The organism is Bellilinea caldifistulae (assembly GCF_001306055.1).
GTDB classification, from domain to species: domain Bacteria; phylum Chloroflexota; class Anaerolineae; order Anaerolineales; family Anaerolineaceae; genus Bellilinea; species Bellilinea caldifistulae.
Genome location: NZ_LGHJ01000018.1, coordinates 99,420 through 122,946 on the forward strand (window position 1 = coordinate 99,420; position 23,527 = coordinate 122,946).

25 protein-coding genes and 1 other RNA gene are annotated in these 23,527 nt (G+C 50.7%); 14 read left to right on the forward strand and 12 right to left on the reverse strand.

What is annotated here, in order from left to right; translation table 11 throughout:
- Nucleotides 1–385: RNase P RNA component class A (rnpB, locus tag AC812_RS13170), an RNA gene on the reverse strand.
- A 78-nt stretch (nucleotides 386–463) separates the two neighbouring features.
- Here rnpB and tpiA point away from each other — a divergent pair.
- The 3 genes from tpiA (at nucleotide 464) to moaA (ending at nucleotide 3,049) form a co-directional block, all read left to right on the forward strand.
- On the forward strand, nucleotides 464–1,222 hold the full coding sequence (gene tpiA / locus AC812_RS13175; protein WP_061915566.1) for a triose-phosphate isomerase: 759 nt from the start codon (nucleotides 464–466) through the stop codon (nucleotides 1,220–1,222).
- A complete protein-coding gene (locus tag AC812_RS13180; protein WP_061915569.1) occupies nucleotides 1,219–1,971 on the forward strand; it encodes a hypothetical protein in 753 nt (250 codons plus the stop codon). Before tpiA ends, AC812_RS13180 begins: the two co-directional genes overlap by 4 nt.
- A gap of 88 nt (nucleotides 1,972–2,059) precedes the next feature.
- Nucleotides 2,060–3,049 carry a GTP 3',8-cyclase MoaA gene (gene moaA, locus AC812_RS13185; RefSeq protein WP_061915571.1) on the forward strand — a complete coding sequence of 330 codons (990 nt, stop codon included), beginning with the start codon at nucleotides 2,060–2,062 and terminating at the stop codon, nucleotides 3,047–3,049.
- Between the two features lie 6 nt (nucleotides 3,050–3,055).
- On the opposite strand, the gene upp is transcribed toward moaA, so the two are convergent.
- Nucleotides 3,056–3,682 carry a uracil phosphoribosyltransferase gene (gene upp, locus AC812_RS13190; protein WP_061915574.1) on the reverse strand — a complete coding sequence of 209 codons (627 nt, stop codon included), beginning with the start codon at nucleotides 3,680–3,682 and terminating at the stop codon, nucleotides 3,056–3,058.
- Between the two features lie 72 nt (nucleotides 3,683–3,754).
- Between upp and ruvB the strand changes: the two genes are divergently transcribed.
- From ruvB to AC812_RS13210, 4 genes are read left to right on the forward strand one after another with little or no spacing between them, the layout of a single operon-like run.
- Nucleotides 3,755–4,801 (forward strand): Holliday junction branch migration DNA helicase RuvB, encoded by a 1,047-nt coding sequence (gene ruvB / locus AC812_RS13195; protein ID WP_061915577.1) that lies wholly within the window; start codon nucleotides 3,755–3,757, stop codon nucleotides 4,799–4,801.
- Between the two features lie 25 nt (nucleotides 4,802–4,826).
- Nucleotides 4,827–5,846: a tRNA preQ1(34) S-adenosylmethionine ribosyltransferase-isomerase QueA gene (gene queA / locus AC812_RS13200; protein WP_061915656.1), complete on the forward strand. Its 1,020-nt coding sequence runs from the start codon at nucleotides 4,827–4,829 to the stop codon at nucleotides 5,844–5,846.
- A 16-nt stretch (nucleotides 5,847–5,862) separates the two neighbouring features.
- Nucleotides 5,863–6,384 (forward strand): peptidylprolyl isomerase, encoded by a 522-nt coding sequence (locus AC812_RS13205; RefSeq protein ID WP_061915580.1) that lies wholly within the window; start codon nucleotides 5,863–5,865, stop codon nucleotides 6,382–6,384.
- A gap of 13 nt (nucleotides 6,385–6,397) precedes the next feature.
- Complete coding sequence (locus AC812_RS13210; protein ID WP_236839291.1) at nucleotides 6,398–7,072, forward strand: uracil-DNA glycosylase; 675 nt, start codon at nucleotides 6,398–6,400, stop codon at nucleotides 7,070–7,072.
- On the opposite strand, the gene AC812_RS13215 is transcribed toward AC812_RS13210, so the two are convergent.
- On the reverse strand, nucleotides 7,069–7,836 hold the full coding sequence (locus tag AC812_RS13215) for a class I SAM-dependent methyltransferase (RefSeq protein ID WP_061915585.1): 768 nt from the start codon (nucleotides 7,834–7,836) through the stop codon (nucleotides 7,069–7,071). The genes AC812_RS13210 and AC812_RS13215 overlap by 4 nt on opposite strands.
- A gap of 83 nt (nucleotides 7,837–7,919) precedes the next feature.
- Here AC812_RS13215 and AC812_RS13220 point away from each other — a divergent pair, with 83 nt between their 5' ends.
- The 6 genes from AC812_RS13220 to AC812_RS13240 are packed head-to-tail and all read left to right on the forward strand — an operon-like array spanning nucleotide 7,920 to nucleotide 12,022.
- The gene (locus AC812_RS13220; protein WP_061915588.1) at nucleotides 7,920–8,678 is read left to right on the forward strand and encodes an alpha/beta hydrolase; all 759 of its coding nucleotides are present in this window, start codon (nucleotides 7,920–7,922) and stop codon (nucleotides 8,676–8,678) included.
- Nucleotides 8,675–9,643, forward strand: a complete 969-nt coding sequence (locus tag AC812_RS13225; protein ID WP_061915591.1) for an alpha/beta fold hydrolase — start codon at nucleotides 8,675–8,677, stop codon at nucleotides 9,641–9,643. The genes AC812_RS13220 and AC812_RS13225 overlap by 4 nt, the downstream gene beginning before the upstream one ends.
- 16 nt (nucleotides 9,644–9,659) lie before the next feature.
- Nucleotides 9,660–9,794, forward strand: a complete 135-nt coding sequence (locus AC812_RS18385; RefSeq protein WP_169787313.1) for a redoxin domain-containing protein — start codon at nucleotides 9,660–9,662, stop codon at nucleotides 9,792–9,794.
- A 9-nt stretch (nucleotides 9,795–9,803) separates the two neighbouring features.
- Nucleotides 9,804–10,142: a peroxiredoxin family protein gene (locus AC812_RS13230; protein ID WP_157235476.1), complete on the forward strand. Its 339-nt coding sequence runs from the start codon at nucleotides 9,804–9,806 to the stop codon at nucleotides 10,140–10,142.
- A complete protein-coding gene (locus tag AC812_RS13235; protein ID WP_061915594.1) occupies nucleotides 10,135–10,767 on the forward strand; it encodes an SDR family NAD(P)-dependent oxidoreductase in 633 nt (210 codons plus the stop codon). The genes AC812_RS13230 and AC812_RS13235 overlap by 8 nt, the downstream gene beginning before the upstream one ends.
- Before the next feature lies 1 nt (nucleotide 10,768).
- Nucleotides 10,769–12,022, forward strand: coding sequence for an alpha/beta hydrolase (locus AC812_RS13240; protein WP_061915596.1), 1,254 nt, complete (start codon nucleotides 10,769–10,771; stop codon nucleotides 12,020–12,022).
- Nucleotides 12,023–12,076: 54 nt separating this feature from the next.
- Here the strand turns inward: AC812_RS13240 and eno are convergent, their stop codons facing one another.
- The 7 genes from eno to AC812_RS13275 form a co-directional block, all read right to left on the reverse strand.
- The gene (gene eno, locus AC812_RS13245) at nucleotides 12,077–13,366 is read right to left on the reverse strand and encodes a phosphopyruvate hydratase (protein WP_061915598.1); all 1,290 of its coding nucleotides are present in this window, start codon (nucleotides 13,364–13,366) and stop codon (nucleotides 12,077–12,079) included.
- A 76-nt stretch (nucleotides 13,367–13,442) separates the two neighbouring features.
- Nucleotides 13,443–15,107 carry a CTP synthase gene (gene pyrG, locus AC812_RS13250; protein WP_061915601.1) on the reverse strand — a complete coding sequence of 555 codons (1,665 nt, stop codon included), beginning with the start codon at nucleotides 15,105–15,107 and terminating at the stop codon, nucleotides 13,443–13,445.
- 316 nt (nucleotides 15,108–15,423) lie between these two features.
- Nucleotides 15,424–16,275: a S1 RNA-binding domain-containing protein gene (locus AC812_RS13255; RefSeq protein ID WP_061915604.1), complete on the reverse strand. Its 852-nt coding sequence runs from the start codon at nucleotides 16,273–16,275 to the stop codon at nucleotides 15,424–15,426.
- 119 nt (nucleotides 16,276–16,394) lie between these two features.
- Complete coding sequence (locus AC812_RS13260; RefSeq protein WP_169787314.1) at nucleotides 16,395–17,384, reverse strand: lysylphosphatidylglycerol synthase transmembrane domain-containing protein; 990 nt, start codon at nucleotides 17,382–17,384, stop codon at nucleotides 16,395–16,397.
- A 120-nt stretch (nucleotides 17,385–17,504) separates the two neighbouring features.
- Nucleotides 17,505–18,773, reverse strand: coding sequence for a S41 family peptidase (locus AC812_RS13265; protein ID WP_061915610.1), 1,269 nt, complete (start codon nucleotides 18,771–18,773; stop codon nucleotides 17,505–17,507).
- Nucleotides 18,774–18,845: 72 nt separating this feature from the next.
- The gene (locus AC812_RS13270) at nucleotides 18,846–19,100 is read right to left on the reverse strand and encodes a hypothetical protein (RefSeq protein WP_061915613.1); all 255 of its coding nucleotides are present in this window, start codon (nucleotides 19,098–19,100) and stop codon (nucleotides 18,846–18,848) included.
- A complete protein-coding gene (locus tag AC812_RS13275) occupies nucleotides 19,097–19,759 on the reverse strand; it encodes a pyrimidine 5'-nucleotidase (RefSeq protein ID WP_061915616.1) in 663 nt (220 codons plus the stop codon). The genes AC812_RS13270 and AC812_RS13275 overlap by 4 nt, the downstream gene beginning before the upstream one ends.
- A gap of 63 nt (nucleotides 19,760–19,822) precedes the next feature.
- Here AC812_RS13275 and mutL point away from each other — a divergent pair, with 63 nt between their 5' ends.
- A complete protein-coding gene (mutL, locus tag AC812_RS13280; protein WP_061915618.1) occupies nucleotides 19,823–21,559 on the forward strand; it encodes a DNA mismatch repair endonuclease MutL in 1,737 nt (578 codons plus the stop codon).
- A gap of 6 nt (nucleotides 21,560–21,565) precedes the next feature.
- Here mutL and AC812_RS13285 read toward each other — a convergent pair whose 3' ends face one another.
- Nucleotides 21,566–22,330 carry an SIR2 family NAD-dependent protein deacylase gene (locus AC812_RS13285; protein ID WP_061915621.1) on the reverse strand — a complete coding sequence of 255 codons (765 nt, stop codon included), beginning with the start codon at nucleotides 22,328–22,330 and terminating at the stop codon, nucleotides 21,566–21,568.
- On the reverse strand, nucleotides 22,327–23,478 hold the full coding sequence (locus AC812_RS13290) for a CpaE/TadZ family protein (RefSeq protein ID WP_061915623.1): 1,152 nt from the start codon (nucleotides 23,476–23,478) through the stop codon (nucleotides 22,327–22,329). The genes AC812_RS13285 and AC812_RS13290 overlap by 4 nt, the downstream gene beginning before the upstream one ends.
- Between the last annotated feature and the right edge of the window lie 49 nt (nucleotides 23,479–23,527).

A 23,527-nucleotide genomic window follows, 5' to 3' on the forward strand; every position in this document is an offset into this window, starting at 1 on the left:
GTACCGGGCTGGCCTGTAAGCCGCATTCTGTCCACCCGCAGGGTATCCCGATTGGGACGGCTGCGGGTGGGGTGATCATCTCTCTTGACCGGCTGTTACCAGACGGTTCTATGCAGCCTACCCGGAACTCAAACGGGACGAGCAGCCCCTCGTTCCTGCTTGGCTTTGCTCCCGGCGGGGGTTGCCTGGCAGCCGCATTACTGCGGACTCCGGTGGTCTCTTACACCACCTTTTCACCCTTGCTGCCTGAAACAGGCAGCGGTTTGTTTCTGTGGCCCGATCCAGCAGGTTACCCCGCTCCGGGTGTTACCCGGCGCCGTGCTCTGTGGAGTGCGGACTTTCCTCAGCAGCCGAAAATGACTGCCGCGATCACCCGGCCAGCCCGGTTAATATAGAATATACCCTAAGAAATCCCAAACGTAAAGTATAATCTACTCAAGCCATTTTTTTCTCGGAGGGAACAATGCGTACACCTTTGATTGCTGGAAATTGGAAGATGAACAAAACTGTGGAACAGGCACGCGCGCTGGTAGCCGAAATGTTACCCGGTTTGCAAGCGGTTCCGTCGGTCGAGCGGGTGCTTTGTCCGCCGTTTACGGCGCTGATGCCCATTTCAGCCATGCTGGTAGGGACAGAGATTGGACTGGGGGCGCAAAACATGCACTGGGAAGCCCAGGGAGCCTTTACGGGTGAGATTTCACCAGGGATGGTTAAGGAATTTTGTCAGTACGTCATTTTAGGGCACTCTGAACGACGCACCTATTTTGGTGAAACCGATCAGACGGTTAACAAAAAAGTTCATGCCGCACTGGCAAACCAGTTAATTCCGATTGTGTGTGTGGGAGAAACTCTGGAAGAAAACGAAGCTGGTCGAACTGCGGAAGTGGTTGCCCGTCAGGTTTGTGATGGATTGAAGGATGTATCCAAAGATCAGGCCGCCAAGCTGGTGATTGCCTACGAACCGGTTTGGGCAATTGGCACCGGCAGGGCAGCCAGCGGTGAAGTGGCCAATCGGGTGCTGGCCGAAATTATTCGCCCGGCGTTGGCAGGTCTGTTTGATACGCCAACAGCCCAAAAAATTAGAATTCTATATGGCGGTTCGGTCACGGCCGCGAACGCCCAAGAGTTTTTTGGTCAACCTGAAATTGATGGCGCATTAGTGGGCGGCGCCAGCCTCAAACCGGCTGAGTTTGTCAATATCGCCATTGCTGCTGCAAAGTGAGTTGGTTTCAACCCTATAGCGGGCTGATATTTTTTGTTCTAAGTCTGCTGATGTATCTGGTGGTGCAGCGCAGGCTGCACCGCGAGATACAGGGGGTTTTTCTTCTGTTGACGCGCAGCCCGGCGCTGGCTTTAGGGCTGTTTGCCTTGTTGTTCTTTCCCGGTGTTTTGATCCATGAAGCCAGTCACTGGATTATTGCCAAACTGGTGGGTGTACGCACCGGAAAATTTTCACTCATTCCGCAATTGCAGCCGGATGGCACTTTGCGATTGGGATATGTTGAAGCAGCGCCGGCGGATGTCTTCCGTGAGACTTTAATTGGAGCAGCTCCTTTTATGAGCGGTGTGCTGACCGTTGGCTGGATTGCTCTTTTCCCTTTGAAGATCATGTCCTTTGGGCAAATCCAATCTGTCGCAAGTTTTTGGAGCGCTCTGGCCGAAATGGTCAGCCTGCCGGATTTTTGGTTGTGGTTTTATCTGGCATTTACAATCAGTTCCACCATGCTGCCTTCGGCATCGGATCGGCGTGCATGGCTGCCAGCCCTGTTGATCATCAGTATGATTTTGTTGATTTTTCTGTTGGCCGGTGCGGGCGATTGGTTGTTAGCCATGGTGGAGCCAATCAATCGAATTCTGAGCGCGTTAGCTCTTGTCTTTGTATTTTCCTTGCTGCTGCATGTATGTTTGATTCTGCCTTTCTGGCTCTTGCGCAGGTTCCTGAGCCGGATCACTGGCTTGGAGGTAATTTGACAATCATCATCCAATTTTAGGACTAAGGTTAGGTGAAAAATTTGTCCATTTTCATTAGAATGGTGGATAAAACAGGGAGAATGACCACTTGTTAACCGACCCGTTTGGCAGGCAAATTACCTATTTGCGTATCTCGGTCACCGACCGGTGTAACTTCCGGTGTGTTTACTGCATGCCGCCACAGGGTGTGCCGCATGTTCCCCACGAACGGATTATGCGTTACGAGGAAATTGCGGCATTTGTTCAGGTGGCAGCCCGGCAGGGTATTCGTAAAGTACGCCTTACCGGCGGTGAACCTCTGGTACGGGCTGATATACCCCGGCTGGTGGAGATGATTTCGGCCATCGAAGGAATAGAGGACATCAGCCTGACAACCAATGGCATTTTGCTTGAAAAATATGCCGGAGCCCTTGCTCAAGCAGGTCTAAAACGCGTGAATGTCAGTCTGGACACGCTGAACGCTGAAAAATTTGCCTGTATCACCCGCGGAGGTGAACTGGAAAAAGTTCTGAGGGGCATTGCTGCGGCAGAAGCGTATGGGTTAACCCCGATCAAAATCAATACCGTCATCATGCGCGGAATCAACGATGACGAATTGGTTGATCTGGCAAAATTGACGCTGAGTCATCCGTGGAATCTGCGCTTTATTGAGCTCATGCCGATTGAAAATCAGCGGCCGTGGGGGGAAGGTTTTCCTCCCCCGGAAGACATCTTCATGCCGGTCAGTGAAGTGATGGACATTTTGCAGCCTTTGGGTTTGCATCCGGTGGAATTGTCCGGTGATAGCGGCCCGGCGATCCCCTATCGGCTGGTTGGCGGGGTTGGGACGGTGGGTTTTATTTCGCCGTTGACCGAACAGCATTTTTGTCAGCGCTGCAACCGTATCCGCCTGACGGCAGATGGTCATTTACGACCCTGCCTGATGAGTGATGCGGAAATTCCAATCTTGCCGGCCCTGCGAGCCGGTGAACCGGTTTTGCCTTTGTTACAAGAGGCAGTCAACAAGAAGCCTGTTTCTCATCAGCTGGCTTACCACATTTCGCCCAACGGCCGCTGCATGATTCAGATTGGGGGGTAAGGATCATCACCCCGTGCCAAACTGGCGGTCGCCGGCGTCTCCCAGTCCGGGTACGATATAGCCAATCTCGTTCAGGTGGTCATCCACGGCTGCCAGATGGATGGGAACATCCGGGTGGTGTTGCTGCATGTTATGGATGCCCTCCGGTGCGCCGATTAATCCAACAAACTTGATTCGTCTGACGCCCCATTGTTTGAGAATGTCAACAGTGGCGACTGCTGAACCACCCGTAGCAAGCATCGGGTCGAGAATCAGGCAGACGGAAACACGCGGTTCGGTGGGTAGTTTGTTGTAATATTGTACCGGTTTGAGAGTCTTTTCGTCGCGATAGATGCCGATGTGCCAGACTTCGGCGGAAGGCATCATTTCCCAGATCCCCTCGACCATTCCCAGACCAGCACGGAGGATGGGCACCAATCCAATTTTTTCTAATAACTCAGCCCCCGGTGCAGTACCTAATGGGGTTTGTACCTCGACGGGCTGGATTTGCAAATCGGCGGTGGCTTCGTAAGCGAGCAAGATGGTGATTTCCCTAACCAGTTCCCGAAATTTTTTCGGTTCGGTTTGGGTTGAGCGAAGTTTAGCCAGTTTGTGAGCAACCAGCGGGTGTTGGGAGATGAAGACCTGGGACATATCTGCTCCTTGGAGAAGATTTTTCCCATTATAAACCCATTCAGGCAAACGAAAGAGGGTATAATCGTTGCCATGAGCGATTCATCAAGCCGATTGGTACAACCCGAAGCCCGTCCGGATGACCGTCTGGATCAGGCGTTACGTCCCCGCCATTTGAATGAGGTGATCGGGCAGGATCAGGTCAAAGAAAACCTGTCCATTTTGATCAGTGCTGCCCGAAAACGCAACGAACCCCTTGATCACGTGCTTTTTTACGGTCCGCCGGGATTGGGCAAAACCACATTCGCCCATGTACTGGCCAATGAGATGGGAGTCAACATCAAAATCACAGCCGGTCCGGCAGTTGAGCGTGCTGGCGATCTGGCGGCCATCCTTACCAATCTACATGCCGGTGATATTTTGTTTATTGATGAGATTCACCGGTTAGGAAAAACCGTTGAAGAAGTGCTTTACCCGGCAATGGAAGATTTTGCCCTGGATATCGTCATTGGCAAGGGGCCATCGGCGCGTTCGATTCGTTTGAAATTACCCCGTTTTTCGGTGATTGGAGCCACAACACGGCTGGCGCTGGTCAGCGCACCGCTGCGCGCCCGCTTTGGGGCGGTGTATCGGTTGGATTATTACGAACTGCAGCCGATGTGCATCATCGTTCAGCGGGCAGCCCAAATTCTAAAGGTGCCAGCCGACCAGGGCGGCATTGAGGAAATTGCCAGACGAGCGAGAGGAACGCCGCGGGTGGCTTTGCGTTTATTGCGGCGAGTGCGGGATTTTGCCCAGGTTCGGGCCGATGGAATAATCAACCGTGAGGTAGCCCGCGAAGCCTTGAATTTGCTCAACGTTGATCCATTGGGTTTGGATGATGTGGACCGCCGGGTTTTAAATACGGTAATTGAAAAATATGGCGGCGGCCCGGTCGGATTGAACACAATTGCCGCTTCCATCGGAGAGGAAGCAGATACGATTATGGATGTGGTCGAACCTTACCTGCTGCAATTGGGCTTTTTGGATCGCACTCCTCAGGGAAGGGTTGCTACTCGGCTGGCCTATGAGCACTTGGGAATCGCCTTTCCGGGTGATCACCGTCAACCTACATTATTTGATGCTTCAAACTCGGAGTAACTTGACCGAAAACCATTTCCGCTCCATGCGTACCAGTGATTTTGATTATTACCTTCCACCGGAACGAATCGCTCAACACCCGATCGAACCGCGTCACAATGCCCGTTTGCTTGTGTACGACCGAAAAACGGGCAAAATGGATCACCGCATCTTTTACGACCTGCCGGAGTATTTGAATGCCGGAGATGTGCTGGTCATTAATCAGACGCGGGTGATACCGGCACGAATCTTCGGTTTCAAACCCAGTGGCGGAAAGGTGGAAATTCTTTTGCTCAAGCGGGAAAGTGATCTGGTGTGGGAAGCCCTGGTGGGGGGCAAGAAAATCCGGGAAGGAACCATCCTTCAACTGGTAGAAGGGCCGCTCGCTGTCGTTGAGCAGGTACTCGATGGCGCACGCCGTCTGATTCGGTTCGAGACGGAAATTGAACCCTACCTTGAAAAACAAGGCCAGATGCCGCTTCCACCATACATTCACGAAAAACTGGAAGATCCGGAACGCTATCAAACCGTGTTTGCTCGGCAGCCCGGTTCGGCAGCGGCACCTACTGCCGGCCTGCACTTCACACCGGAATTGATCCAACTTCTGGAACAAAAAGGCATCCTTTTTGGGCGGGTTACCCTGCATGTGGGGCTGGATACCTTTGCGCCGGTTACAGAAGAAGATCCCCGCCAACACGCCATTCACAGCGAATGGTGCGAGTTGGACGAGGAAACCGCCAGCCTGATCAATTCGGCTCGGGCGAAAGGCGGGCGAATCATTGCGGTGGGAACCACCTCCGTGCGAACGCTGGAAAGTGCGGGGGTGAATGCCCAAAGCGGGCAGGTAGTTGCACCATTCCACGGCAGTACCCGTTTGTACATCTTACCGGGTTTTACTTTCAAAGCAGTGGATGCAATGATCACCAACTTTCATTTACCACGCTCGACCTTGCTCATGCTGGTATCGGCTTTTGCGGGAAGAGAACAGATTTTGAGAGTGTACGAGGAAGCCATTCGCCGGGAGTATCGGTTTTACTCGTTCGGTGATGCGATGTTGATTTTATAACCCTAAAGGAGAGATCATGACTAAAAAGAGTTTACAATGGGCGCAACCACCTGCGATGCAGATTGACCCCAAAAAACACTACACGGCAACCTTTGTGACTGAAAAGGGGGATATTATTGTCCGCTTACACGCGGACAAGGTTCCCAAAACTGTGAACAATTTTGTCTTTCTTGCTCGCCAGGGTTTTTATGATGATACGATTTTTCATCGGGTAATTGATGATTTCATGGCCCAAGGCGGAGATCCAACCGGAACGGGCAGGGGCGGGCCGGGCTATCGCTTTGAGGATGAATTCCATCCCGACCTGAAGCATGATAAACCCGGCATTCTCTCGATGGCGAACGCTGGCCCGAATACCAACGGTTCTCAGTTTTTCATTACCCACGTGCCAACACCATGGCTGGATAACCGTCATGCCGTATTTGGTGAGGTCATTGCGGGAATGGACGTGCTCCTGTCCATCCCTGCCCGTGATCCAATGAAAGTCAACAGCCCGGCTGTACGTTTGAAAACCGTGACGATCAACGAAGAGGATTGAGCCTTTCTTGACTGTGCAACGAGATTTATGGGAGCAGTTGAATCGGGAAATTATTGGCTGCCGGCGCTGCCCGCGGTTGGTGGAATGGCGCGAGCAGGTGGCGCGGGAGCGCCGACGTGCTTTTGCAGATTGGGAATATTGGGGAAAACCGGTTCCGGGATTTGGGGATACTCAAGCGCGGGTGTTGATTGTCGGGCTGGCACCCGGTGCTCACGGTTCAAACCGTACCGGCAGAATGTTCACTGGTGATTCTTCCGGTGATTTTCTTTACAGGGCTTTGTATGAAGCCGGTTTTGCCAGCCAACCCACCGCAAATCATCAGGGAGACGGATTGAAGCTACAGGATGTTTTCATTACGGCGGTATGTCGCTGCGCTCCACCGGATAACCGTCCCCTCACAGAGGAAATTCTCAATTGCCAGCCGTATCTGGTACAAGAATTGCGTCTGCTCAGCCAGCTGGAGGGAATTGTTGCATTGGGGCGAATCGCTTTTGAGCGGGTTCAAAAAATCCTGCGGCCCGAAAATCCACTGCTACCATTTCGGCATGGGGCATTTTATAAACCGGTAGATCATTTACCCTGGTTGCTGGCTTCGTACCATCCCAGCCGGCAGAACACTCAAACCGGGAGGCTCACGCCAGCAATGTTTGCGGGTATCTGGCAGCGGGTGAGGGAAGAACTCGGTTAAGCGGGTTTTTGGGCGAAAAACCACACCCGTCCGGAGTCAGGTTGTGCCGGACTTTGGTCGCTCAGGTTACCAAGCCGATCCAGAACGCGAAAGCCAACCTTTTCCAATAGCGCTTGAATGGTGTCCATCGGATAGGCTCTTTGGGTGTGTATCTCTTCCCAGCGTTCCCATTGTTGGGTTTGATGATTGCGAATAAACAGGATTATGCGCAGCGATGCTTCGCTCTTCTCGTAATTACATGAAGGGATGTGAATTTCTAACAGGTCTTCATTGTCTTGAGGAATGTAAACGGGTTGTTGCTGCCAGCGTACAAAAAGTCCGTAAAGGGTGTTCATATCAAACAGAAACCCTCCTTTGGCTTTCAGGGCGCGGAATACACGCCTGAAAACATTTTCTAAGTCGCTCACTTCCAGCAGATAATTCATGCTATCGAACCAGCAAGTAACCAGATCAAACTCATTGTCGAAATCTAAATTGCGCATATCGTCCTGAATCAGATGAAAAGGCTGGCCGGTTTGTCTTAAGCGCATTTCCGCCAGGCGAAGCATCTCTGCAGATTGATCCAGTCCAGTTACCTGCCAGTTGTTCAACAGCATCCCTTCCAGGAAGGTGCCTTCGCCGCAAGCAAGGTCAAGTAGCTTGCCGGATTTCGGCAAGGAAAATTTTTCCAAAAGGGATGGCAACAAGCTGAGCACCCATTTTGAAAATTCCGGGTAAGAACCGCGGCTATATACTTCCGCAAATCGTTGGTAAATTTGGTTCATATTGGGATTCCTGATGAATAGTTTGTAAAACCTTTGTACAATTATATCTTGTTCCTGCTGACGGGGTGGTTTAGAATGAAGGTATGAAAAACCGAAAACTACTCTTTCTCATTCCAGTTGTTCTAATCCTGATCATTTTTAGCGGGTTTTCGATATGGGCTTACACTCCCTTAGGCCCAATGCCAGAGGCTCGCGCAGCGTTGATTAGCGATGATCAGGTTCAGATTCAACCGCAAGATGATTGGTGGATATTTACTCCCGTTGGGGATCAGGTTTCTAGAGGTTTGATCATTTACCCGGGTGGAAGAGTGGACTGGCGCTCTTACGCGCCCCTTGCCAGAGCCATCGCTCAACGCGGCAACCTGGTTGCGTTGGTGCCGATGCCATTCAATCTAGCGGTTTTTTCACCTCAAAAAGGTTTGGAAATCATCCAGGCAAATCCCCAGATTGCTTACTGGGCAATTGGGGGGCATTCCCTGGGGGGTGCTATGGCGGCCAATTTTGTTTTTCAAAACTCCGGATTGGTACAGGGCTTAGTCTTGTGGGCTTCATACCCGGCAGAGAATAATTCTCTGAGCAATGTGCCGGTCAAGGTGATTTCAATATATGGGAGTGAGGATGGACTGGCGACGGTAGATGTCGTGGAAGCCTCTCGCGCCCTCCTGCCGCCGGATACCCATTGGGTTCAAATTGCTGGAGGGAATCACGCTCAATTTGGCTGGTATGGAGATCAGCCCGGTGATGGGGAAGCGCTGATCAGCCGTGAAGACCAGCAACTGATCGTTGTGGAGGAAACAGCACGCTTTCTGGAAAAAATTTCTTTCCATGGGGTGGACAAATGAAACCGTTGCGACTGATTGGATTGTTTCTGCTGGTTGCTTTGCTGGTTGTCATCATTGGGCCGCTGATCATACCTGTACCACCTTTACCCGATGCCGTTCCCGTGACAGCACTGATGGACGATGACAGCCGTTTTGTCGAGGTCAAAGGGATTGATGTGCATTACAAACAATATGGCAGCGGTGAACCAGTGATGATTTTATTGCACGGTTTTGGGGCAAGCACCTTCTCATGGCGCGAGGTGATGCAGCCACTCGCCCAGTATGGGACGGTGATTGCTTTCGACCGGCCGGCTTTTGGTCTGACGGAGCGCCCGATGCCCGGCGAGTGGTCAGGAGAATCACCCTATACCCTTAATTCCCAAATCCAATTGTTGATGGGTTTGATGGATCAGTTAGGCATCGAACGTGCGGTGTTGATCGGAAATTCGGCGGGCGGTACCGTGGCTGCTGCGGCGGCGTTGGCCTATCCTGAGCGGGTAAGCGCTCTGGTATTGGTGGATGCGGCGATTTATGCTGGCGGGGGTGCCCCGGCCTGGATTCGTCCACTTCTGCGAACGCCTCAATTTGACCGTCTGGGTCCATGGTTTGCGCGTTCAATTGCCGGTGAGCAGGGGGATGCCTTCCTTCGGGCTGCCTGGCATGACCCTTCCAAAATCACCGAGGATATCATTCAGGGTTACCGCAAGCCTTTACAACTGGCTAATTGGGATCGGGCTTTATGGGAGTTAACCAAAGCCAGCGGCGAATCCCAACTTGCGGGTCGGTTGAAGGAATTATCCATGCCGGTGCTGGTCGTAACCGGCGACGATGACAGGATTGTGCCAACTGCCGAGAGTTTGCGGCTGGCAAATGATATTCCCGGCGCAAAACTGGCTGTTTTTCCAGATTGTGGTCACGTCCCTCAGGAAGAGTGTCCGCAGTCGTTTTTGGAGGCAGTCGTTGGTTTTTTATCAGAAATTAAGTAACAAGGAGAATGGACATATGACAAAGCAATTAAAAACAAACATTCCAGCCCCCGATTTTGAAGGAGTAGATACCCGCGGAAATACTGTGCAATTGTCCGACTTTCGCGGTAGAAAAATTATTGTTTTGGTTTTCAACCGCGGGTTTATGTGACCATATTGCGTGAAGCATTTGGCGCAGTTGCGTCAGGATTACGATGAGTTCACCCGTCGAGGTGCTGAAATTATTGCGTTAGGGCCGGATGGCCCACGTGCCTATCAGAGATTTTGGGAGTTGGAGAATATGCCGTTCATCGGAATGCCCGATATCCGTTCGAAAATTGCGGATAGCTATTATCAGGAAGTCAATTTGCTCAAACTGGGCAGGATGCCGGCGGTGTTCGTGATTGATAAAAACGGGATCATACGATACAAGCATTATGCTTCCTCGATGTCGGATATTCCACAGAATGAAGAAGTCTTAAGGGTTATTGATCAAATCAATGAGGAGCGGTATGAGTAAGACGGCATTAATCTGGGGAGTAACAGGCGGAATTGGCTCTGCGCTGGCAAAATTATTAGCGAAGGAGGGCTGGCAGGTTGCAGGTACGGCGAGAGATGAAATACAGGCTCGCCGAATTGTCCCCTTAGCCTTTGAGGTGGATGTTGCTAATCCATTTTCTGTGCGGGAAGGTGTGGCTGCCATTGCGCAGGAAATTATCAGCGTGGATTGGTGGGTTTTCGCAATCGGTGATATACTTTCAAAATCGGTCAGCGAGATGAGTGATGTGGAATGGCAGAAAATCTTAAACGCCAATTTGAACGGCGTTTTTTATGCAATCCACGAAAGTCAGGCACTCTTGAGTGACGGAGCGCCGGTTTACATCCTGGGGGCAGTCAGTGAACGAATGCGCCTTCCCGGTTTAGCGGCGTATGCTGCTGCAAAAGCCGGGGTGGAAGCCTTTGCTGAAGTACTGCGCAAGGAAATGAAAAGAACCGTTGTGGTTGTAAGGCCGGGAGCGGTCAACACCGATCTATGGAAAAAGGTACCCTTTCGGCTACCCGCTAATGCACTCAACGCAGAAGATTTGGCTCGAAAGATGTATTCGGCATATCAAAATAACTATAAAGAATTGTTTTTGGATTAACATGGTTTGGGATTATCAGCATCTGATTTCCAGACGGCTGCTGTTGTGGAGTTCAATCAGCATCGTCGTGTCGGGATTGGTCTTTGGTCGGGGGGATTTTTGGCGCGGCTTTGCCATTCAGGCATTGGTGTGGGCAGCGGTGGACGCAATAATTGCCGTGTTTGGCTTGCGTTCTTCCTTGCCGCGCCTTTATCTGCCGGTGGATTTGGCAATCGCAGAGAGAGAAACGAAAAAACTGCGTAAAATTTTATGGATTAACGCCGGTCTGGATGTCCTTTATATTACCGGAGGCAGTTTGCTTTATATCGCCAACACTGCTTCCGACCCATTTCTGGCCGGTACAGGTGCAGGCATCATTCTGCAAGGTGGTTTCTTGCTCCTCTTTGATCTGTGGCATGCGCTTCATACCCCACTGGAAACACGCTTGCCAGATCTGGGCATTTTCAAAGAACCCCAGCATGATACCACCGACTTAATGGGTGAGCATGGCGGAGCAGTACTGGTGGTACATGGCTTTCCAGGCAGTCCGGCTGAGATGGCTGCGCTGGGAGAGGCTCTGAACAAAGCCGGCTGGCATGTGCGCCTGTTGCGTTTACCCGGACACGGAACGGCTTTTTCTCAGCTGTTTCAAACCCGCGTCACAGAATGGGTGAGTGAGGTGGAAAAGAACTTGATGGAGTTGCGCCAGAATTTCTCGCCGGTCTTGCTGATGGGCTATTCTCTTGGCGGGGGGATTTCGATGGCGGTGGCCAGTCGCAGCAAACCGGATGGTCTGATCCTGCTTTCTCCGTTCTGGAAAGCCGAACCCTGGTGGGTCAAATGGGTGGCGTTACCGGTCAGAACGCTCCTGCCAGTGTCCATCTATCCTTTTCGGACGCGTTGGCTGAAGCCGGAGCAATTCCGGGCTGCTTCAACCGAACTGCTGCCGGGATTTGATTTGGATGATCCGCAGGTGCGGCAATCTTTGATGGACATCCGCTTACCCATGGTGTTTTTGGAACAGTTTAGACGGTTGAGCCAGCTGATCATCAGGGGTTTAGCGCATATTCAGGTTCCAACTCTGGTGGTGCAAGGAAAATACGATCCGGTAGTATCCCCCCAGGGTACGCGGGCTTTGATCCAGCAGATTCATGCACCCCTCCAGTATGTCGAAACGGAAGGGGATCACAACATAAATCAACGTTCCAACCGCGGCTATGCTGAAACGGAAACCGCTGTACTAAAATTTGCGGCACAGTTTCAAAAATCCGGTTAAAAGAATCGGCGGACAGGTGTGATTGCCTGCCCGCCGAATAGTTTAGAGGAACAACTAGCGGCGTAAAGCGTCCCAGCCGGCGTATTTGGCGGTATCACCGAGCTCGGCTTCGATGCGCAGCAATTGGTTGTATTTGGCTACCCGATCAGAGCGGGCTGGCGCACCGGTTTTGATTTGCCCGGTGTTGAGCGCAACAGCCAGATCGGCAATCGTTGAGTCTTCAGTTTCGCCTGAGCGGTGGGAAACGACACTCCGCCAGCCGGCGCGGTGAACCATCTCAACCGCCTGAATGGTCTCGGTCAATGAGCCAATCTGGTTCAGCTTAACCAACAGCGCATTGCAGGTTTTCTCTTCGATTCCGCGGCGAATGCGGGTTGGATTGGTTACCAGTAGATCGTCGCCCACAATTTGGATGCGGCCGCCCAATTCCTCCATAAGGATTTTCCATCCCTCCCAGTCGTCTTCGGCTAGGCCATCTTCCAGTGAAACAATCGGGTACTGCTCAACCCAGTTTTTCCAGAAGCCTACCATTTCCTCACTGGTGAGCATTTTCCCTTCTTTGCGCAGGTTGTATTTGCGCGTCTCGGCATCAAACAGTTCCGAGGCGGCTGGATCGAGGGCAATTGCTACCTGTTCTCCGGCTTTGTATCCAGCTTTTTCGATTGCTTCGAGGATGACTTCAACGGCTTCCACATTCGCTTTGAGGGAAGGAGCATAGCCGCCCTCGTCACCAACCAGCGTGGCGTAGCCGCGGGCTTTCAGAACGCTCTTGAGGGCGTGGTAGATTTCCGAACCCCAGCGTAAACCCTCTGCAAATGAGGATGCTCCCAGCGGCATGACCATGAATTCCTGAGCATCTGTGGACTGCCATGCAGTATGAGCGCCACCGTTGAGAATATTCATCATTGGAACGGGTAGGACATGTGCATACACACCGCCGATATAGCGGTAAAGCGGTAGACCCAGCGAGTTGGCAGCCGCTTTGGCCACCGCCAGACTGACACCCAAAATAGCATTGGCGCCCAGTTTGGATTTATTGGGCGTCCCGTCCAACGCAATCATTTCCATGTCAATGGCTTTTTGCTCCAAGGCATCCCAGCCAATTAAGGCATCGGCGATTTCATTGTTGACATTTTCAACAGCTTTGAGTACTCCTTTACCGTTGTAGCGGGATTTATCGCCATCGCGTAATTCAAGCGCTTCATGGGTGCCGGTGGAAGCGCCGGAAGGAACTGCGGCACGTCCCCAACTGCCATCGGCAAGGACTACCTCGACCTCGATGGTTGGGTTGCCGCGCGAATCGAGAATTTCCTGAGCAAGAATTGATTCGATTGTTGTATCCATGGGATTTACCTCTCTTGAAAAATGAAATTCTTTGGTTACGGTCAGTGGGACCGTTGAACAGGTTCCTCCAAACGGTCTAAGTATAATCCAATTTTTGTTTTTTTTCTGTAGAGTTTGTGAAAGGCTGAACTTTTACACCGGCATGCTCGCAGGCCGCCTGAATAAAGGCGATGAAAAGCGGATGAGGGCGGTTCGGGCGTGAAAGAAACTCGGGGTGAAATTGTGTACCGACCATGAAAGGATGATCGGTCAATTCACAAATTTCGACAAGCAATCCGTTCGGGGAAATACCAGAAAACCGCATCCCGTTTTGTTCAAAGATCTGGCGATAGGCGTTGTTGAATTCAAAGCGATGGCGGTGACGTTCCTCGACCAGTTCCTGCTGATAAGCCCGGAAGGCGATGCTGCCCGGTTGTAACTGGCAGGGGTATAAACCCAGGCGCATGGTTCCGCCCATTTCGGAAATGTGCTGCTGGTCGGGCATCAGGTCAATCACCGGGTGGGGGGTGGTGCGGTCAAATTCAGTCGAATTGGCACGCTCATCCTGTAAAATGTGGCGGGCAAATTCCACACACATCAACTGCATTCCCAAACATAACCCTAAAAACGGAATTTTTTCGGTGCGGGCAAGGCGAACGGCGGCAATCTTTCCCTCAATCCCACGGCTTCCGAATCCACCGGGTATCAAAATGCCGGCAGCATTGCGGATTTCATCCAGATTTTTCCCTTTCTCAAGGTCAACCGAGTGCACCCAAATGATTTCAACCTCAACCCCAAGATGAAGGGCGGCGTGATAGAGTGCCTCGCGCACGCTCATATAGGCATCGTGAAGTTCGACGTACTTGCCGATCAGAGCAATTTTGATTTTTGGTTTCGGTTTATGCACCTGATCTACCAGCCGCTGCCAATCTTTCCAATCCGGGGTGCGGCGGGCTTTAAGACCTAATTTTTCCAGGATAATTTCCCCTACGCCGGCCTGTTCCAGAAGCAACGGAACTTCGTAAAGGGTGGATGCAGTAGTCATGGGGATGACTGCTCTTTTTTCGACATCGCAAAACTGGGCGATTTTCTCGATGATTTCACGGTTGACGGGGTAGTCGGATCGGGCGACAATCATGTCGGGAGTGATGCCAATCGCGCGGAGTTGGGCAACCGAGTGCTGGGTTGGTTTGGTTTTTAATTCGCCAGTGGCGCCGATGTACGGCAGCCAGGTTACATGAATATACAGGGTGTTTTCGCGGCCAACATCTCGGCGCAATTGACGTAAGGCTTCTAAAAATGGTTGTGATTCGATGTCGCCAACCGTGCCGCCTACTTCAACCAGTACAATCTCGGCACCGGTTGTTTTAGAAACCATACCGATTCGGCGTTTGATTTCGTTGGTGATGTGAGGAATGACCTGAATGGTGCCGCCCAGGTAATCGCCGCGTCGCTCCTTACTGATAACTTCTGCGTAGATTTGACCCGTAGTCATATTACAGACTCGGTTTAAGCGGATGTCAATGAACCTTTCATAATGACCCAGGTCAAGGTCCGTTTCTGCGCCGTCGTCCAGTACATATACCTCGCCATGCTGGTAAGGACTCATCGTACCGGGATCAACGTTAATGTAGGGGTCAAGTTTTTGGACGGCAACTGCAAATCCGCGTTCTTTCAGCAAGCGCCCGGTGGCGGCTGCCGTAACTCCCTTTCCAACCGAACTGACGACTCCGCCTGTGTAAAAAATATACTTGGTCGGCATCTCATCTCCGCTCTTCTTAATCAAAATGAGGGAGGGCGTTTGATGGGCTCCTCCCTCTGAGGATATTTGTCAGAAGTGTGGTTCAAAATCTTGATCCGAAAGCACCATGAAAATATCGAATAACCGGTTGTGTGATTCAACAAACCGTCAGGGAAATTGGGTTTCATTGCAAAGTTTATCATAGATTTTTTGGAATAGGGAAAAAAACAACTCTGCTTTGGCAGAGCAGAGTTGAAAGGCTAACCTTAAAAGGACCCGGGAGAAATTCGAATCCTGCAAGAATTCAAATGTCAGTCAAATCCCTGAAAGCCTGCCATTACTGGGTGGTGCTTTTATGTTCTAAAGTACGGGCCAGAATTTCCTCTTGTTCGTTGGAAAGGCTTTTTGCCTTTTCTTTTTTGGCTTTTTCTGCTTTTTTGCGGTCTTTGGCACGTTCCATGGCTTCGCGGAGGGCGATTTCCATGGCAGTGGGTTCACTTTCAGAGGAAGATTCCTCGCCGGCTTGTTGTATTTCGGCGCTTAAATCTCCGAATTCATGATGACGTTCCTGGCGGGAAGTGTTTTTCTTACCGCGGCGGGGTCTTTCTTTTCCGGATTCTTTTCTGGGCTCTTTGACGGGTTCGGCAACTTCTTCTTGAACTGGTTCTGGCAAAAGGGCTTTAACGCTGAGCTTGATTTGTTTTTTCTTTTTGTTGACATCAATGACTTTGGCTTCCAATTCGTCGCCTTCTTTGACTACATCGGATGGGGTTCGTACGTAACCGTGCGCCAGTTCGCTGATGTGAATCAATCCGGGGCGTTCGGCGCCAATATCCAGAAATACGCCGAAATTTTCAATGCGGACAACTTTGCCTTTGACCACCATATCGGGCTTGATTTCGCGCCATTCCAGATCAAGTGGTTTGATCATAGTTAACTCGATGCGGTTGTCTTTGATGCGGCGCACCCATACGTCAATGATTTGACCAACCTGTAGAACATCTTTAACGCTTTTAATCGGTTGATCGGTAAAGGTGGAAATTTGCGAGATGTGAAGGACGGCTTTTTGGCCTTCCGCAATTTCAACTACTGCACCGGCAAGGGTGGTCTTGATGACTTTTCCGGCAAACTTCATCTTGGGTTTGATTTCAAGATTTGAGCTGCTTTCCGCAACTGCGGTATTTTCCATAATACTTTTCTCCCAAAGGTCTTAATTACTGCGAGGGTTGATTATACCCCTAGCCGGTGGAACTGTCAATTAAAGGAATGAAAGTTTGGCAAATTCGGCTTTAAATCAAATGGAAAACCTCAGGAATGAAGACTTCGAAAAGAAATCATTCCAAATAAAAATGGCAGCCAGAAGGTATAACCCCTAAATGCGAGGGTAATTACCGCAGCGGCTTCAATTGGAACAGACAAGGAGCTGAGAGCGAAGGTCAACAACCCCTCAACGATACCAATTCCGGCCGGTGTGGGCGAAATAATCACAAACAAATAAGCAATCGAAAATCCCGCAATCAATTGGCCGGGAGTTACGGGAGTGCCAAATGCGAGGAACATCATTCCGAGAATGCTTACCAGAAGCACTTTATTTAAAAGCGTTAATCCGGCTGGACGTACCCACCCATTGCGAAGATTTTGAATGGCTTTGACCCCTTCGCTGATTTCAGCGGCGAAACGAATAACTCTTTCTTCACTGATCAGGGTCTTTTTAAGGATGCAGGCAGTCTGGCGGTTTAAGAAGCGAGCCATTTTCAATAACAGGCGGGTCAGGCGTTCTTCCGAACGGGATGCCAGATAAACCACCGAAATAATGGCAGATACAAACAATAAGAACAGTATAAAAGCAAAGATTTCAAATGCCCACAAGACCTGATAAAAAGCAAGAATAATCAAACCAAAAAAAATAATGGTCAGCAGACCGCAGTAATCGAAAATTAGAAATAAGGCGCTTCCGACCATCATTCTCGCAGTGGAATGCCCATTTTTCTGCGCATCTGAGTAAAACACAACCATGCCGCTCATACCAGCACTTGGTGCAACCAGATTTATGAAATTAACTGCCATGAACAAGCGGAGTACCTGTAAGAGAGGTTTGTTGATTCCAACCATCGAAAAAAGCGATTGAAAAGTAGCAGCTGTGACTAAAATCCATCCCAATAAGAGAAGAAGAGCCGCTCCGAGCCAGAGCCAGTTACCTTTTTGTAAAACCTGCAGGACCTCCTGGACCTCGGTGAATCGGCTGATGATAAAAAGGATGCCCAACAATACGACGAGGGCGATAATCAATTTTTTCACGGGTTGATTATAAATGAGAATAACCCGAACGAGGAAAAAATACTGGAAAAAAACAAAAAAAGAACTCCCGGCGTTTCCCACCGGGAGTATAACCATGAAAATTTCATTTTACATGCAGGATTACTTGCTGGTTCGGCTGGGAGCTTGCTGGTTTAGCAGCAATTCAATTGCTTTTTCCAGCTGAGGATCACGATTGGCTTTTTGATCTTCTTCGGTCAGTTCTACAACAACATCCGGCGTTAGGCCCTGACCGTTTATTTGACGCTCGTTGGGGGTAAGCCAGCGGGCAATGGTGATCTTCACCGCACCGGCATTATCTTTTAATTGCCGCCAGGTTTGAACCGTGCCTTTACCGAATGTTTTCGTGCCCACCAGCAATCCGCGCCCGCGATCCTGAATGGCACCTGCGGTGATTTCGGATGCAGAAGCAGAGCCTTCGTTGACCAGGACGACCAGCGGGATATTGGTCGCCAAACCACCCGGCCGGGCTTGATAGGGAACTTTTTCGCCGTTTCCGTATTGCTCAACCATGACAATCCCATCACCGATAAATTGCGAGGTGATATTGATGGCCGAATTCAGAAAGCCGCCGGGGTTATTGCGGAGATCGAGAACGATCCCCCTGGGATTGTTTTTTAGCAGTTCCCGCAATTTGGTGCGCAGGTCGCGATCGGTTCTTTCTCCAAATTGAGTGATCTTGATGTAGGCGATATTGTTGTCCAGCATTTTCGCACTGACGGTTTCGAGCGTGATCTTCTGACGAACGATGCTGACCTCGAAGGGATTTTCTTCTCCTTCTCGCAAGATGGTTAACCGAACGGTGGTACCGGCCGGGCCGAGGACGCGGCGTAAAACCAGTTGAGGGTCTAGTGAGGTGACGTCTTCGCCATCAACGGCAATGACTTGATCACCGGCTTTCAATCCCGCCTTTTCAGCGGGAGAGCCTTCCATTGGGCTGATGATTGTGAGGTATTTACCGCTGGTATCTACCCAGGCGCCAATGCCATCGTATTCACCCCTTAGGGGAGCGTTTGCCTGCTGATATTCGTCAACGGTCAGGTAGCCGGTGTATGGATCGCCCAAGGCCTCTAACATTCCCCGGATGGCACCTTGCATCAACAACTGGTCATCCACAGGCTGGTCTACGTAATTTTCATGAACCAGATCCCAGGCTTGCCAGAAAGGACTGAACAGCGCTTCGCGGTCAATGGCTTGTTGGGTGGCAGAAGGGGTTCCAACTGGGGAATTATTCGATAGGAGGGGAAAGCTGGGCAGGCTTACGGTTGAAGGCAGGCTGATCCCGGCAGCCAAACCGATGCTGAAACTGATTCCCATTAAGAGACCCAGAACCAGTAAAACCAGAATGGTTCGGATTATTTTTGAATTCATCATCTTTACTCCATTAAGTGGTGTTGACACAGTTCAATAAATATCACGGGATGGTTAAGTGAAAATGAAAAATTACTGATTTGTCGTGTCTTTTTCCTGAGTGAAATCCTTGAGCCGTGCCACCTGTTCTGAAAGTTCCCTAAGGGGCTGATCTTCCTTTTCCCACGGGTTTTTGAGGGCATTCATCGTATCCGAAAGGATGGATGTGCTGGATTGGTCAGAATTATTTTTATTGCGGAGAAGTGAAAGCAGGCTCAGGTTCGTAACCAGGAGCAAGACGGCAATGATACCCATTGCAACCCAACCGGTTAAGGGGATATCGTTCATTCCTCGCTCCTGTCCAGAATGCAAAAGCTGGGGGTAAAAATAGATGCCACTTGATGGATATCTGGAATGTGAAGGTGGGCGGCTGAAAGAGCGCCATTTTTGCCCACCTGAACGGTGAACATCCCCAGAGAACGAGCCGTTAAAAGGTTGCGGTGAGAATCTTCAAACAGGACACAACGGGAAATATCCCGAATCCCGGCCTTTTCAACGGCCAATTGAAAGGATTGGGGCATCGGTTTGCAGTATGGATCTATGTCCACGATGTCAATAATGTCATCAAAGCAGCCGTCTAGTTGCAGCGCTTTTAAAACCCGGTTGGCATGAGGGCGATCGCCATTGGTGAAGATGATTTTCCGCAAGGGAAGTGAAATGAGAATATTTCGCAATTGAGGATCGGGTTTGAGGTAAACATTCAGCGGAACATCATGGACAAAGGCAAGATATTCCTGGACGGGAATGCCATAATGGATCTGTAACCCTCTCAGGGTAGTACCGTATTGATGGTACATTTGATCACGGAGAGCCATGGCTTCTGAAAGGGTCAACCCAAGCCTTTGTTGAATGTAAAGATTGATGCGCTCACCGATGGCGTGCCACAGTCCCGATTCGGGAGGGTAGAGGGTATCATCCAGATCAAATATCAGTAATTCGGGTTTCATCTTCAATTTTGAGTATAATCCATAAAACAGGTATCTGAAAAGATCATGTAAAGGGAGAGCGGTTTGCCGATACGGATTTTAGCGGAAGAAGTTGCTTCTCAAATTGCGGCCGGTGAGGTGGTCGAGAGGCCGGCTTCGGTTGTAAAAGAATTGATGGAAAATTCGCTGGATGCCGGAGCCCGGCGCATTGAAATTCGCATAGCCAACGCAGGAAAAGCTTTAATCGAGGTCACCGATGATGGCTGTGGAATTCCGGCTGGAGAGCTGACGCTGGCGGTTGCCCGGCATGCCACCAGTAAATTAAGTGCGGCTGAAGACCTTTTTCGGATTGCAACGCTCGGCTTCCGAGGGGAGGCACTGGCTTCGATTGCCTCTGTATCGCGTTTGACCCTCATTTCCCGCGAGCAAAATGCCGAGATGGGAAGAAAAATTGTTGTTGAGGGGGGGAAGTTGATTGCCAACGATGCTGCCGGTTTGCCGGTTGGGACACTGGTACGGGTTGAAAACCTGTTTTTTAATGTACCAGCCCGCCTGAAATTCCTGAAAAGCGATTTGACCGAAAAAAATCAGATTACCCAACTGGTTTCCCGATATGCACTGGCCTATCCGCAGATTCGTTTCCGGTTGATGCAGGACGAGCGGGAAGTCTTGCTCAGCCATGGCAAAAATAATCGGCGCGAAGTCCTCGCACAGATTTATGGGAATGATCTTGCCAGACAAATGCTTGAGGTGGAATTGGAGGATGAGGACATTCGGGTACGGGGGTTCATCAGTCCTGTTGGAATAAGCCGTTCCAATCGCCGGGAAATTGTCTTTTTTGTCAACGGGCGATGGGTACAGGATGCCGGCCTCTCAACCGCTCTCATTCAGGCTTATCACACTCTGCTGATGGTGGGTCGTTATCCGATTGCTTCTATCTTCGTTGAAATGTCCCCCGAAATGGTAGATGTGAATGTTCATCCCGCAAAAGCGGAAGTTCGGTTCCGCGATGCAGACCGGGTTTTCCGGGCTGTGCAAAGGGCGGTTAAGCGGGCGTTGCTGGCATATTCACCTGCCCCACAATTGAGTTCTTCCACCTGGCTGAGTCGTTCAGGCGAGGCAGGTGTGGATCCGGCGTGGGAGATGGCATACGAAGCCAATCTGGCTCAAATGGAGGTTGCACCGGAACCGGCTGGCAAGGAAACCGTACCGCAGCCCGTCCAACTTCCGGTTGACTCATTGCCGCTCTTGCGGGTGATTGGTCAGGTCGGAGCGGCTTATCTGGTCGCTGAGGGGCCGGATGGTCTGTATCTGATTGACCAGCACGCTGCACATGAACGGGTTCTTTTTGAAAAGTTCATGCGCGAGGCGGGTAAAGAAATTCCTTCACAAGCCTTGTTACACCCGCAAACCATCGAACTACCCCCGCAAGCAGCTGAATTGCTACAAACTCAATTAGCGGTACTCAATCGCTGGGGGTTTGAGGTGGAACATTTTGGTGGAAATACTTTCCGGGTACGACGCGTCCCGGCGATATTGAGCGGTTTGGATCCACTGATCATTGTCCGATCACTGGTTGAGGATTTTGAAGAGGATGAGACGCCTCTACAGGCTGAAATTGAAGCGCGGGTGATTGCGCGGGTTTGTAAACGCGCGGCAGTCAAAGCCGGACAAATTCTCTCAGCAGAAGAGCAAAATGCGCTGGTACGCGATTTGGAGCGCTGTCAATCGCCGCGAACCTGCCCACATGGGCGGCCAACCATGATCCATCTCTCGGTGGATTTACTGGAGCGTCAGTTTGGGCGGCGCGGCAGCCGTTGAGTGGTGTCAGTTCAAATAGTTAAGGATCGCTGGCCAGATTTGGGCTACATCAAACGGCAATAATAAATCAGCCTGAGAATCGAGGTAGGTGGGTGAGAAGGTGTTGATGATCAAACGCGCACCCTGGTCGAGTGCGTACAGGGGTAAATGTGCAGCTGGGGTTACTTCCAATGCACTCCCTACCACCACATACAAATCGGCTTTAGCCGATTGCTGCTCGGCTTTCTGCCAGACTTCTACGGGAAGAAGTTCCTCAAACAATACGATGCCGGGTTTCAAAATGGCGCGGCAGTTGGGACAGCGCGGGATTTCTTCCTGGGAGAGAAATGGTTCGATAAAATCGTCAAGCGGGTAATTCTGGTGGCAGGAAAGGCAGTTCAGGGTTTGCATGGATCCGTGCACTTCATAAACTTTCCTGGAACCGGCTTTCTGGTGGAGGCCGTCAATGTTTTGAGTTATAACGGCTTTGAGAATGTCTTTGTGTTCTAACTGTGCCAGTGCCAGATGAGCCGGATTAGGTCGAGCTTTGAGCATTTCTCGGGCTAAAGGGCGCAGCCAATTGAAAAATTTTTCGGGACGGTAGCGGAAAGCGGTTAGAGAAGCAACATCCATGGGGTCGTTGCGTGACCATAAGCCACTGTTGGGCGAACGAAAATCGGGAATGCCGGAAGGGGTTGAAATTCCTGCCCCGGTCAACACAACCATCCAATGTGATTCGGAAATCAGATCAGCCGCTTTCTGAGCGGCTTCTTGCAACGTGAGGTTTGTCATTTATTCAAGCGGTCTGCATAAAGGGACGCCAGACGGTTGATCTGTTGGCTCAGAATGCCATCGGGCTGTAATTGGATCAGGGGAACATTGCGCAGGGCAGCGTGATAGGATTGTTCGGGGGCGGGCGGAATGACCAGGGTGATCGGCTTGCCCAGCATTTCCTGTATTTGAAGCGCGGAGAGCTGCAAATCAGCCCGAACGCGGTTTACAATGACCACATTGAGAATTTTTGATTTTCCAAATCCGTACTCAGCAAGTTCATCCATTAATTGATTGCTGCGCTTGAGCGAGAAAGGTTGAGGTTCAGCAATCAAAATCATCTCATCACAGAAAGTAATGACTTTTTCAAAGCCGGGTAAAAAGGGATTGCCAATGTCTACAAATACCACGTCCCCCAGGGTGGAGAGGTGATGAAGAATGGCTTCTAATTGCGGGACAGCACTTTGGAGCAGAACGAAATCCTTAATGCGATGATTTGCCAGCAGGAGACGGATACCAAAGGTTGTCCTCACCAATTCTTTTTCCACCGCAGCGCGGGTAACCTCACCGCTGCGCATGTTCAGCAGGTTGTTCAGCCCTTCGGCATTGGGAAAGTTCAATTCTCCCGCCCAGGTACCCTGACCAGCACGAATCTCTGCGGCAATGACTTCTTTACGGGTGCGTTGGAAATATGCCAGCGCCAGATTGAGGGTGAGTGTAGAAGTTCCCATGCCGCCTTTGGCTGCCAGTAACCCAATCATTGTGGCGCTTTTTTGTACCTGCTGACCGGTTCTAGCGCGGGTACGGCTGAGCAGGGCTTTGATGTGAGCGATCAATTCAGCCGGGTGTACGGGTTTGGTCAAGTAGTCATCTGCTCCGGCTTCATAACCCGAAACCTTATCATCCACTTGCGATTTGGCAGTAAACATCAGGATGGGGATATCAGCCGTTTCGGGGTTGGCGCGAATATCTCTTGCTACCTGATACCCGTCCACGTCTGGCATCATAATGTCCAGTACAATCAGGTCGGGATGCTCTTTAACCGCCAGCACCATTCCTTCTTTTCCGTTCTTTGCGGAGATAATTTGATATCCCTGCCGTTGAAGCATCAATCCCACCAGACGCAAAGTTTCAAGATCGTCATCAACAATCAAAATTTTTTCTGCCATCCCTGCCTCACTGAAAAAAACGCTTAAAACAGTCTAGCACAATCTCAAA